The organism is Staphylococcus sp. HMSC072B07 (genome assembly GCF_001815505.1).
GTDB lineage: Bacteria > Bacillota > Bacilli > Staphylococcales > Staphylococcaceae > Staphylococcus > Staphylococcus simulans.
The window spans coordinates 16,606-29,136 of sequence record NZ_KV820935.1; the positions used below are offsets into that span (position 1 = coordinate 16,606).

At 38.3% G+C, this 12,531-nt stretch carries 13 protein-coding genes; 12 read left to right on the forward strand and 1 reads right to left on the reverse strand.

All coding sequences use genetic code 11. The features are described 5' to 3' along the window. Positions 1-64: 64 nt before the first annotated feature. The 10 genes from HMPREF3031_RS10030 to xylB all read left to right on the forward strand — a co-directional run bounded on the left by HMPREF3031_RS10030 (position 65) and on the right by xylB (position 10,814). Positions 65-502, forward strand: coding sequence for an LPXTG cell wall anchor domain-containing protein (locus HMPREF3031_RS10030; protein ID WP_070684328.1), 438 nt, complete (start codon positions 65-67; stop codon positions 500-502). 139 nt (positions 503-641) lie between these two features. Beyond that, entirely contained in the window at positions 642-1,730 is a 1,089-nt protein-coding gene (locus HMPREF3031_RS10035; RefSeq protein ID WP_083317891.1) for a PTS sugar transporter subunit IIC, read from the forward strand. A 242-nt stretch (positions 1,731-1,972) separates the two neighbouring features. Next, a complete protein-coding gene (locus tag HMPREF3031_RS10040; protein WP_002479879.1) occupies positions 1,973-3,043 on the forward strand; it encodes a PTS sugar transporter subunit IIC in 1,071 nt (356 codons plus the stop codon). A 505-nt stretch (positions 3,044-3,548) separates the two neighbouring features. Continuing rightward, the gene (gene pxpB / locus HMPREF3031_RS10045) at positions 3,549-4,280 is read left to right on the forward strand and encodes a 5-oxoprolinase subunit PxpB (protein ID WP_002479878.1); all 732 of its coding nucleotides are present in this window, start codon (positions 3,549-3,551) and stop codon (positions 4,278-4,280) included. After that, the gene (locus tag HMPREF3031_RS10050; protein WP_002479877.1) at positions 4,270-5,277 is read left to right on the forward strand and encodes a 5-oxoprolinase subunit C family protein; all 1,008 of its coding nucleotides are present in this window, start codon (positions 4,270-4,272) and stop codon (positions 5,275-5,277) included. Before pxpB ends, HMPREF3031_RS10050 begins: the two co-directional genes overlap by 11 nt. Positions 5,278-5,279: 2 nt before the next feature. Next, positions 5,280-5,723 (forward strand): acetyl-CoA carboxylase biotin carboxyl carrier protein, encoded by a 444-nt coding sequence (locus HMPREF3031_RS10055; RefSeq protein WP_002479876.1) that lies wholly within the window; start codon positions 5,280-5,282, stop codon positions 5,721-5,723. A 17-nt stretch (positions 5,724-5,740) separates the two neighbouring features. Then, entirely contained in the window at positions 5,741-7,105 is a 1,365-nt protein-coding gene (locus tag HMPREF3031_RS10060; RefSeq protein ID WP_002479875.1) for an acetyl-CoA carboxylase biotin carboxylase subunit, read from the forward strand. Continuing rightward, positions 7,102-7,860, forward strand: a complete 759-nt coding sequence (pxpA, locus tag HMPREF3031_RS10065) for a 5-oxoprolinase subunit PxpA (protein WP_002479874.1) — start codon at positions 7,102-7,104, stop codon at positions 7,858-7,860. Before HMPREF3031_RS10060 ends, pxpA begins: the two co-directional genes overlap by 4 nt. A 3-nt stretch (positions 7,861-7,863) precedes the next feature. Further along, on the forward strand, positions 7,864-9,093 hold the full coding sequence (locus HMPREF3031_RS10070; protein ID WP_002479873.1) for an NRAMP family divalent metal transporter: 1,230 nt from the start codon (positions 7,864-7,866) through the stop codon (positions 9,091-9,093). Positions 9,094-9,317: 224 nt separating this feature from the next. Further along, positions 9,318-10,814: a xylulokinase gene (gene xylB / locus HMPREF3031_RS10075; protein WP_002479872.1), complete on the forward strand. Its 1,497-nt coding sequence runs from the start codon at positions 9,318-9,320 to the stop codon at positions 10,812-10,814. A 66-nt stretch (positions 10,815-10,880) separates the two neighbouring features. On the opposite strand, the gene HMPREF3031_RS10080 is transcribed toward xylB, so the two are convergent. Next, the gene (locus HMPREF3031_RS10080) at positions 10,881-11,060 is read right to left on the reverse strand and encodes a VraH family peptide resistance protein (protein WP_002479871.1); all 180 of its coding nucleotides are present in this window, start codon (positions 11,058-11,060) and stop codon (positions 10,881-10,883) included. 114 nt (positions 11,061-11,174) lie between these two features. Between HMPREF3031_RS10080 and HMPREF3031_RS10085 the strand changes: the two genes are divergently transcribed. After that, positions 11,175-11,756: a GNAT family N-acetyltransferase gene (locus tag HMPREF3031_RS10085; RefSeq protein ID WP_002479870.1), complete on the forward strand. Its 582-nt coding sequence runs from the start codon at positions 11,175-11,177 to the stop codon at positions 11,754-11,756. Positions 11,757-11,853: 97 nt separating this feature from the next. Further along, positions 11,854-12,462 carry a metallophosphoesterase gene (locus tag HMPREF3031_RS10090; protein WP_002479869.1) on the forward strand — a complete coding sequence of 203 codons (609 nt, stop codon included), beginning with the start codon at positions 11,854-11,856 and terminating at the stop codon, positions 12,460-12,462. Positions 12,463-12,531: the final 69 nt, after the last annotated feature.

Sequence of the window (12,531 nt, forward strand, 5' to 3'; positions counted from 1 at the left end):
TTTAAAGAAGGCAAGTTTGGTTACGTTAAAGATGAGTAAACTAGATAAACTTAGGAGGCCTATAATGAGAAAAATCGGTATCTTTTTAACAACGTTAGTTGCGGTAGCATTAATTTTTACTGGAATTGAAGACATTGTGAAAGGTGCAGAAGCGCAAGCAGCTAAAGCAGTTACGGGTGAAGTAGTTTCTGATGAATTGGATCCAGACGGTGACGGATGGGCAAATATCGGATTTGAAAATATCAAATTAGATGAACCTTACCAAACTAAGTTAGTTCAATTAACACATCTGAAAGATACAGGTAAAATGTCTACGACTGAATATAATGAAAAAGTTGCTGCATTAATTTCAGAAGCAAGATCAATTGATGCATCTCAATCACAAGAATTACCAGCAGCCGGTGAAGCTGAAATAAATCTTGTATTAGTAATCTTTGGCTTGTGTATTTCATTAATAGGTATGGTAACTGTTATGGCTAGTAGAAAACGTAAAAGTGAATAGTTCAGTACTCTGTAATTTTTAAGCAGCTTCGGCTGCTTTTTTCTATTTTCTGTCATTGACATACTTTAATGATAGGCATACAATAATTCTGAAAATTACGAAAACATCAGGTCTTTTGCATCACGAGAGGAGTCTTTTTATGGAACACACAGCGATGAATCATACTTCACCCACACATCCAGGGACCAAGATAGGTCCCAAATATTTTCTTTTTAACTTATTAAATGGGGTTGCGATTGGTATCGTAGCAGGTTTAATCCCGAATGCGATTTTAGGAGAAATCTTAAAAGCACTTGTCCCATTCAATCCAGTCTTTACTCAATTACTACACGTTACGACGGCTATTCAATTTGCGGTGCCTTGTTTAATCGGTGCGTTAGTTGCGTATCGTTTTAAATTTACACCTTTAGGTATCGCGGTAGTTTCAGCGGCTTCCTTTATCGGTAGTGGCGCTGTCGTCTTTAAACATAATGCATGGGTTATCACAGGTATTGGTGACTTAATCAACACTATGTTCGCAGCTGCAATCGCTTCACTTATGATTTTGTTTATTGGTGAACGTTTTGGCAGCTTGAACTTGATTATATTACCAACATTTGTGGCAGTAAGTACAGGTTTCATCGCATTGCATACACTACCTTATGTCAAACTCGTCACAACAGCCATCGGTAATATGGTCAACAGTTTTACTGAATTACAACCGATACCGATGTGTATTTTGATTTCATTAGTTTATGCATCAATTGTTATTTCGCCAATTTCAACTGCCGCATTATCCATGGCAATCGGTATTGAAGGATTGGCTGCAGGTTCAGCTTCTATCGGTATAGCGGCAGTAGAAGCAGTATTAACAATCGGAACATTGTGCGTTAATCGTTTAGGTGTACCGATGACAATCTTTTTAGGTGGCGTTAAAATGATGTTGCCGAACTTAGTACGTCATCCGATTATTTTCTTACCGATTACTACGACTGCTGCAGTAACAGGTTTTGTGGCAAGTTTAATCGGTATTGGAGGAACGAAAGAATCAGCTGGTTTCGGTATCATCGGTTTAGTTGGACCGATCAATGCGTTCAGATTTTTAGATTACGGGGACTTCTGGCTTAAAGCGATACTTTGTGCAGTCGCATTCTTTATCGTTCCATTTATTACTGCGTTTATCGCGCACTTTGTTTATAGTAAAATATTTAAAATTTATGATGAAGAAATCTTTAAATTTATCGATTAATACATTAATGAGACAGTAATCATATGTGTGGTTTCTGTCTTTTTTTTATTGTGATACAAAAGATAGCTTATTTAGAAAGGGTTATAAGATAATTCATTCTACCATTTTAGTGGTTTCTTACTATTATATGTTCTTAAAACCATTATTAAATTCGAGCAGATATTGACTTTAAGTATTTTAAATATTAGAATTATCAAAATATTAAAAACATAATTAACAACACAGAAAACGGAGGAGAATGTATGGGAGGAACTATGACAAGACCAGGTACCAAGGTGTCGGTGGGTACATTTTTTTATAACGTATTAAACGGGGTCGCATTCGCAATTATCGCAGGACTCGTACCGCATGCGGTATTAGGGGAAATTTTAAAAGCATTATCACCGTACTCTAAATCAGCAGGTGTTCTATTACAAGTAGCAACAGCCATTCAATTTACGGTGCCGATGTTGGTCGGCGCGTTAGTCGCACATCGCTTTAAATTCACACCGCTTGGCATTGCGGTTGTTGCGGCAGCTTCATTTATCGGAAGTGGGGCAGCGCAATTTAAAAATGGTGCATGGGTAATCACAGGTATTGGTGACTTGATCAATACGATGTTAGCAGCTTCAATCGCCTCACTTTTAATTTTATTCATTGGTGAACGCTTCGGAAGCTTGAATTTAATCATTTTACCTACCTTTGTAGCAGTTATTACGGGTTTTATTACATTACATACTTTGCCATACGTAAAATTAGTCACTACAGGTATTGGACATATCATTAATACCTTTACAGAGATGCAGCCAGTGTTAATGTGTATGCTGATTGCGATTGCTTATAGTATGATCATCATTTCACCGATTTCCACAGTAGCAACATCTATGGCCATCGGTATCAGCGGTCTAGCAGCTGGTGCAGCATCAATCGGTATTACAGCAGCTGAAGCAACATTAGTCTTTGGGACAATCACTGTAAACCGTCTCGGTGTTCCTGCCACAATTTTACTAGGCGGTGTTAAGATGATGCTTCCAAATATGGTTAAATATCCTGTGATGTTAGTACCGATTACAGTTACCGCAGCCATTTCAGGTTTTGTGGCAAGTTTTATCGGTATTGGCGGAACAAAAGAGTCTGCAGGTTTCGGTATTATCGGTATGGTCGGACCGATTAATGCCTTTAGATTTATGCATGTTGATGAAGTTTGGTTGAAATTAGTCTTGATTATCACAGCATTCTTTGTCGTTCCATTTACGGTTGCTTATATCGCGCACTTTATTTTCATCAAAATCTTTAAACTTTATGATAAAGAAATCTTCAGATTCCTAGGATAATCGTATTTCTGACAAATAAAATCAGAAATTTAATAGGATTGTAATATCGTCTAAACCCTGTTGTACCATTGGATATTAAATTAAACACAATTCGAAGTGTAAAATTATAGCAAAAAAAGTCTTTTACTTAGGCAACAAATGTATTATATTAAAACAATACGCATGAAAAGGTTTTCATCTAAATTGTCAGAAAACTTATGAAAATGGCGATAAAAGGCATGATTTCATATTATTAAAATTTCTTATAGAATTTGAGTTGTGATTTTAATACCCAAGTTAATCGATACGGATGGGGCATAAATGTTATAATTAAATTTGTTGGCCGTTTTTAAAACGGTTACAATTTTCAAAAGTATCTTAACAACTGAAGAGATAACAATGTTAAACATATAAAGACTGCCCGAGCTGAAGCTGAGTTTCAGTTTGTGCAGTCACATTCTTAAACAAAGGAAAGAACGTCTGGATAGATGTTCAGTATTACCTAACACAAAGGGGAGGCAAAACAATGGATTACCAAATTATCAGTGAACAAGCTATCTTAGTTCGCTTTGAACCACAGATTGCACCTGAGACATTCAAGAAAGTCCAACAACTTGTGGTTTATTTGGAACGCCAAGATCATGAAGCGATTAAAGAGATTGTACCGTCTTATCGTGCAGTGATGATTCACTTCGATGATCATAAGATTCATGCGAAAGCATTAATCGAAGACTTGAAGCTTGATACGCTCGATGTAAGTGATATTGAGACGTCAGAAAGCTCCAAAGTGGTACGTATTCCAGTCATTTATGGAGGAAAATACGGACCTGATATTGAAGAAGTCGCTAAGCTTAATGATTTAACAGTTGAAGATGTGATTCAATTACATACAGAACCAACTTATTTAATTTATATGCTAGGATTTATGCCTGGTTTCCCATATCTTGGTGGATTAGATGAGCGTCTGTATACACCAAGAAGGGATGAACCAAGAGTACGTATTGATGCTGGCTCTGTCGGCATTGCGAAAAACCAAACTGGTTTGTATCCGCAAGATTCGCCAGGCGGTTGGCAAATTATCGGACGTACACCTTTAGATGTGTTCGACTTGGACCGTGAACCAATGACACTTTATGAAGCGGGAGATCGTATTGAATTCTATCAAATCTCACAAGATACGTATGATGAGATTATCGCACAGAAAAACGATCCTGATTTTGATATAGAAAGATGGGTGACTGTTCAAGATGAGCATTAGAATTATTAAACCAGGACTATTCTCAACAATTCAAGATATCGGACGTTATGGTTACCAAAAAGAAGGTTTCTCTAGTGCAGGTGCATTAGATAGATATAGTTACCGTTTAGGTACACAATTAATCGGTAATGAAGGTCCAGCAATCGAAGCAACTATTATCGGACCGACATTACAATTCTTAGAAGATAATACTGTAGTTATTACAGGCGCAGAATTTAAAGCAACATTGAATGGTGAGCCGATTTCCCACCAAACGGTTGTACAAGTATATAAAGGTGATGTACTCGCATTAAACGCCGCAATTAAAGGAGCAAGAGGTTATTTACACTTCGGTCATCCGATTGACGTACCTGAAGTTGCAGGAAGTTATGCGACGCATACACGTACTAAAATGGGCGGTTTCCATGGCCGTGCATTAAGAAAAGATGATATGATTCCGGTTCATTATAATAATGATTACCGTCGTCATGTCGGTTATACGAGCGATTTAGATTTAATCCATGAAGGGACAGATGCGATCAGAGTTGTGGAAGGTCCGCAATATGACAGCTTCCCTGATGCTAGCCATGAAGGGTTAGTGTCAGAACCTTTTGAGATTTCTGAACAATCGGATCGTATGGGCTTTCGTTTGAAGGGTGCTTCTATTCCGCCGACTGACAGTGCAGATATTATTTCTGAACCTGTTGCACTCGGCAGTGTACAAGTACCGAATGACGGTAACCCGATTGTATTGATGAATGATAAACAAACAGTCGGCGGTTACACTAAGATTGCGACAGTCTGCCAGTCAGACTTAAGTGTCTTAGCACAAAAACAACCCGGTCAAAAAGTGAACTTTGAGTGGGTAACTGTGGAAGAAGCCATTCAACATTTAGATGATTATAATAAAGGTTTCGAAGCTTCATTAGAAGCAATAGAAAAAGAACCGTTGTTTGACATGAGGGAAATGAGAACAACATCAAAACGTATTAGCGAATTACTAGAGGGGGATGAATAGAAATGAAATTAGAAGAAATCAAAGATTTAATTAACTTAGTTAAAGAGAACAAGGTGAACAAGTTCAAATATAAAGATGAGGCACATGAAATTGAATTAGATTTTTCATCACCGCAACAAACACAACCAGCAACACAAATTCAAAATCAAGCAACATCTAATCCAGCACCAGAAGCGGCTCAAGAACCACAAGCTGATAACCAAGCATCTGGTGAAACAGTGAATGCGCCAATGGTCGGCACATTCTTCTTGCAAGATACAAAAGAATTAACTGAACCGATTGTGAAAGTCGGAGACAAAATTAAAAAAGGCGATGTTATCGGTTATATCGAAGCAATGAAAGTCATGAATGAAGTAACTAGTGAAGTAGAAGGCGAAGTTACAGATATCTTAGTTGATCATGGCACAAATGTAGAATATGACCAAGCACTGATTGAAGTTAAGTAAAGGGGTGAGAAATTATCATGTATCGTTGTTTAATTGCGAATAGAGGAGAAATCGCTGTACGTATTATTCGTGCCTGCCGTGAAGTGGGCGTTGAAACAGTAGCCGTATATGCGAAAGGAGACGAAAAGAGTCTGCATGTCAGTTTAGCAGACCAAGCCATTTGTATTGGCGAAGCGAATCCGCTTGATAGCTATTTAAATATTAATCGTATTATTGCAGCAGCAGAAATTACAGGTGCCAATGCAATCCATCCAGGTTATGGTTTCTTATCAGAAAGCCCTAACTTTGCGCAAAAAGTAGAAGAAAATGATATCTACTTTATTGGACCGACAAAACGTACGATGGAAATGATGGGTGATAAAATCACTGCACGTCAAACAGTTGAATCTGCCGATGTGCCGATTATCCCAGGTTCTATCGGTGCGGTACATTCTGTTGATGAAATTAAAGAAATTGCTAAAGATATCGGTTATCCAGTCGTATTAAAAGCCGCAAGCGGCGGTGGCGGTAAAGGTATCCGTATCGTTAAAGAACCAGAACATTTAGAGAAAGCTTTTAAAGAAGCGCAAAGCGAAGGTAAAAAATACTTCGATGATGATCGTATTTACGTTGAAGCATTTATTCCAGTTGCGAAACACGTAGAAGTACAAGTTATCGGTGACGGTAAAGAAAATTATGTACACTTAGGTGAACGTGACTGTTCAGTACAACGTAAAAACCAAAAATTAATCGAAGAATCACCATGTGCAGCACTATCAGAAGAAAAGCGTCAAAAGATTTGTGAAGACGCGGTTAAAGTTGCGCAAGCATCTAATTACCGTAGTGCGGGTACAATCGAGTTCTTAGTAACTGATGATGCATATTATTTCATCGAAATGAACGCACGTATCCAAGTAGAACATACTGTCACAGAAATGCGTGCTGACAGAGATTTATTACAAGCACAACTTTACTTAATGAAACATGGAGAACTGCCATTCAGCCAAGATGATATTCACTTCACTGGCCACGTGATTGAAGCACGTATCAACGCAGAAAATCCAGAACGTAAATTCCAACCTTCACCAGGTAAAGTCAAAGCATTACATTTACCACAAGGTTTCAATGTACGTGTCGATTCATTATTGTATCCAGGTTATGTCGTGTCACCTTACTATGATTCACTTGTTGCAAAAGTGATCGTCAAAGGTGCAAACCGTACGCATGCGATTGAGAAATTAAAAGCAACACTTGATGAAATGGTCATTGACGGTTTCTCAACAACGGCTGATTTCTTGTATGCGGTATTATCATATCCAGCATACGCTGATGGTGATGCTAAAGATGTCGATATTAAATTCTTAGACCGTCATCAAATTACTAAGGGGGCTGCTTTAACATGAAAATAGATTTGAATTGTGATTTAGGCGAAGCATTCGGTAATTATTCATTCGGTGGAGATCATCAAATTATTCCTTTGATTACCTCCGCAAACATTGCCTGCGGATTCCACGCAGGCGATGAAAATGTAATGTATGAAACTGTGAAACTTGCGAAAGAAAACGGTGTGGGCATCGGTGCACACCCAGGCTTCCATGATATTCAAGGTTTCGGACGCCGTAATATGGATTTATCACCTGATGAGATTTATACCTTGGTTGCATACCAAATTGGTGCTTTATCAGCGTTTTGCCGTATTCACGATGTCAAAATCAATCATGTTAAACCTCATGGTGCCTTATATAACATGGGTGCGCGTGACAAAGATATTGCACACGCAATTGCACAAGCAGTATATGACGTGGACCCATCACTAATTTTAGTGGGCTTATCCAATACATTATTAGTATCAGAAGCCGAAGCATTCGGTTTGAAAGCCGCAAATGAAGTATTCGCAGACAGACGTTATGAAGAAAACGGTCAACTAGTAAGCCGTAAAGAAGCTGACGCTGTGTTAACGGATACGGATGAAGCGATTGAACAGGTTGTGAAGATGGTTAAAGAAAACAAAGTCATTGCGAAAACAGGAAAAGAAATTGAGCTTAAAGCAGATACAATTTGTGTGCATGGCGATGGCGCGCATGCATTGGAATTCGTATCGAAAATACGAGAAAGACTAACGAAAGAAGGTATTTCGATTACGAAATTAGGGGGTTAATCTATGGGAGAAAACAAACAAAACAAACCGGAGTTCCAGTTCACTAAGGAACATAAGAGACTGTTATTAGGGTCAGTCTTCTTAATGGCGACATCAGCCATCGGTCCAGCGTTCTTAACACAAACAGCGGTTTTCACACAACAATTCGCCGCAAGTTTCGCGTTTGCGATCTTATTATCTATCATTATTGATATCGGAGCGCAAATCAATATTTGGCGTATCTTGGTTGTGACAGGCTTACGTGGACAAGAAATCGCGAACAAAATGGTTAAAGGGTTAGGGACCTTCATTTCCATTTTAGTTGCGATCGGTGGTCTGGCCTTCAATATCGGTAACGTCGCAGGAGCCGGTTTAGGTTTAAATGCGATTTTCGGTATTGATGTAAAATGGGGTGCCGCAATTACAGCCATTTTAGCAATTGGCGTATTCATTAGTAAGAGCGGTCAAAAAGTGATGGACTTCGTAACGATGATCTTAGGGGTAATGATGATTGGTATTACAGCATATGTAATGGTGAAATCAAATCCACCATACTTAGAAGCTGCAGAGAAAATGGTTATGCCTGAACATCCAGGTGCTTTAGTATTACCGATTATCACATTAATTGGTGGTACTGTAGGTGGTTATATCACATTCGCAGGTGCACACAGAATCTTGGATTCAGGAATCAAAGGGAAAGACTATCTTCCGTTTGTTAACCATTCAGCGATTGCTGGTATCTTAACAACAGGTGTCATGCGTGGTTTATTATTCTTAGCTGTATTAGGTGTGGTTGTTACAGGTGTGACATTAAACCCTGAAAACCCGCCAGCATCAGTATTCGAACACGCACTTGGACCAATTGGTAAGAATATCTTCGGTATCGTATTATTCGCAGCTGCCTTATCATCAGTAATCGGCTCAGCGTACACAAGTGCGACATTCTTGAAAACGTTAAGCAAATCATTGATGAAACGCAGTAATATCATTGTGATTGTGTTCATCGTTGTTTCAACGATTACATTCTTATTAATCGGTAAACCAGTTAAATTATTAATCATCGCAGGTGCGTTAAACGGTTTAATCTTACCGATTACATTAGGTGTTATTTTAATCGCAAGTAAGAAGAAATCAATTGTCGGCGATTACAAGCATCCAACATGGATGTTAATGTTCGGTGTACTTGCTGTACTCGTAACAATCGTAACAGGATTCTTATCATTCCAAGGTTTAGCGGATTTATGGAATTCTTAATAACATCAATCAAAGACACACGAGCAAACGTTGCTCGTGTGCTTTTTTGAGTAATAAGGTATGTGAGGTTTCTAGCATACCGATGTATACATAATAAAGATAAATTTAGTATAAAGGATATATATTTATATAAATGAAAACGCTATACTATAACTAATGAGATAAAAAGTAATACTTGATTCATCAAAATACTCGTATTCAATCGTTTGGAAAGGATGATTTACATGACAACAGAAGCGGTGATTGGCATCGATTTAGGAACGAGCGCAATTAAACTGATTGCGGTCGATCGCTTAGGCAATGTACTCGGCACACAAAGTGAACCGCTCAAACTTTATCACGACTATCCAGGTTATTCAGAACAAGCACCAGAAGAATGGGTGGCAGCTGCAGTAAATGGGCTCCATCATTTATTAGCACAACCAGTATTATCAGATGTTTCGATTGAAGGTCTTTCATTTTCAGGTCAAATGCATGGACTTGTTATTGTAGAACAGGCAGGTCAACCATTAAGACGTGCAATTTTATGGAACGATACACGTACGACTCCTCAATGTGAACAAATCAAAGCGAAGTATGGTGATCAAGTTCTTGGTAATCCTGTGGTCGAAGGATTTACACTGACTAAACTCTTATGGGTACAACAACATGAACCGGATTTATTTAAACAAATTGATACGTTTATGTTGCCGAAAGACTATTTACGCTTTGCGTTAACAGGTGTATTGCACACAGAGTATTCAGATGCGGCTGCAACGATGTTATTAAATCCACAAACTAAGGCATGGGATAAAGCGTTAGGTGCTTCGTTTGATATTCCAGACCATATTTATCCAGACTTAGTTGAATCACACGCACAAGTCGGTGTATTAAAAGCTGAGTTACAACAACAATTGTCTCTTAATAAACCTGTACCTGTTTTTGCGGGTGGGGCAGACAATGCATGTGCAGCGCTAGGCTCAGGCGTGATTCATCCTGATGATGCGATTTGTAGTATCGGTACATCAGGTGTGTTATTAATTTGCGAACCTGTCGGAGAATCAGAAGGCTATGGTCATAAAATTCATTTGATGAATCATGCGGTACCGGATGTTAACTATTTAATGGGTGTGACGTTAAGTGCAGGCTATAGTTTGAGTTGGTTTAAACGTGAATTTTATCCTGAAGATGATTTCACCACTTTAATGAAAGATGCTGAAGCGTCTCAAATTGGTGCACACGGTTTAATCTTTACACCTTATCTAGTTGGAGAGCGTACACCGCATGGTGATGCGTCAATTCGAGGCAGCTTTATTGGTATTACAGGTAATCATACACGTGGTGATTTTGGACGTGCAGTGGTAGAGGGTATTACGTATTCTTTATATGATTCATTAGTATACTTGCGTAGTATTGGACGCAATGTGACTAAGATTGTCTCAACAGGTGGCGGTGCTAAGAGTGATTTCTGGCTCCAACTTCAAGCAGATGTCTTCAACACTGAAATCTATAAGTTGAAACATGAAGAAGGACCAAGTATGGGTGCAGCAATGTTAGCAGCATACAGCTTAGGCTGGTATGATTCATTGAAAGATTGTGCAGAGGCCTTTATTCATTATTCAAAAGTGTTCCAACCTGATTTAAAACGTCATCAGACGTATGAAGCATACTTTGAAATTTACCAACAAGCCTATCAAGCTACACGTCATCTCACAAGTGACTTGTTAGTACTTCAAAAATAAATAAAAATCCCTTGAGTACTTTAATAAAGTGTCTCAAGGGATTTCTTTACATAGCGTCTATCAAAATTATTTACCGTTTTTCTCTAAATAGTAACCAATCCAAGCGCCTAATGGAAGACCGATAATTGGTGTTGTGATCGCACTTAACACAATGGCAGAAACAATCATGATAATACCGTTTTTAGAACCAAAGCGCATATGTTTGATTGTTTCTACAACATCTTCTACATATTCCTTGAATGACATAGGATGACCTCCTTTTAGAATTATTATTTAGTTAATTTCAATTTAAATATAACATTTTTGAATGAAAAAGCGTAAGAATGTGAATAATCCAGATTAGAAGAGAGGAGGGAAGAGATGCAGTTTGAATACTTAACAGAAACAACAGAACGGTTAGAAGTCAAACCAATGAATACAGAAGATTATGAGCAATGGGTAAAAGGTTATGCAGGTCGAGCCATGCCTCAAAGTCCTTTTGATGAAGGTTGTTTAGAGATATCTCATTACTCTAAAGCGTGGTTTCAGCGTTTGATTGTACAACAACAAGCGCTTATTCAATCAGATGATACTTATGTCTTTGGTGTATTTCGCAAAGCTGATGGTGTACATCTCGGCAACTTCAATTTAGTAACGTTAGCACGTCAACATTTTCAATGGGCAGAATGCGGTTATGCGATTCATAATCAATTTTGGCGTCAAGGTTATGCGTATGAAGCTTTTACTGCCATATTTAAAATCGCTAAGCGTTTAAAATATCATCGACTAGAAGCCCATGTACATCCAGGTAATCATGCCTCCATCGCCTTATTGAAGAAGTGCGGTTTTGAGTATGAATGTACCAGAACACAATTTATTTTTGAGAACGGGGAATGGACAGATCGTCTGGTTTATTATATCAACTTGAATGATACACCACCGCTTCACCCAACCTCTTTCTAACTTTACAAAAATTTAAAAAACAATTCGGCAGTTTTTCGCTATACTAAAAACAAGCAAACAAAATAGAGAGAACACGATAAAGGAGGCATGCATCATCATGAAAGGCAGATTACTCGTCTCATCAGATATTCATGGACATAAAGAAGCACTCGCAACCTTACTTGCTTATGTAGATTATAATCCTAAACGTGATCAGCTGGTTTTGTTAGGGGATTATGTCAATCATGGACCTGATTCTGATGGGACCCTTAAAATGGTACAACAGTTACATCGTGAAGGTGCGATTGTTTTATTAGGCAATCATGATGTACGCTGGATGAAGTCAAAAGAAAAAGAGAAACGCAAATGGAAAGCTGTCTTAAAACAATTCGACAGTATGGCACATATTGGGGATTACTTATTTGTTCATGCAGGAGTTAACCCTAAGAAGTGTTTATCCAAACAAAAATTAAAAGAAGTATCTGGGTTTGAACCGCCCGCAAAATTATCGCGAAAAATTAAAGGAAAATGTGTCGTACATGGTCATGTGCCGACGAAACGATTAGGGGTTAAACAACATCGTATTCACGTCGCAGACCATACGATTGATATCGATACAGGCGCAGGACACGGTAAACGTTTATCACTCGTAGATTTAACACATCAACACGTCTGTGCGGTAGAAGTCGGTCGACTCAAGAAAATTTATGAATATAGCTATGCATAAAAAATAAACCTAAAGGTTGTCGGCCTTTAGGTTTTATGGCTCTATACTATTTAGGACTGGTGATAATCA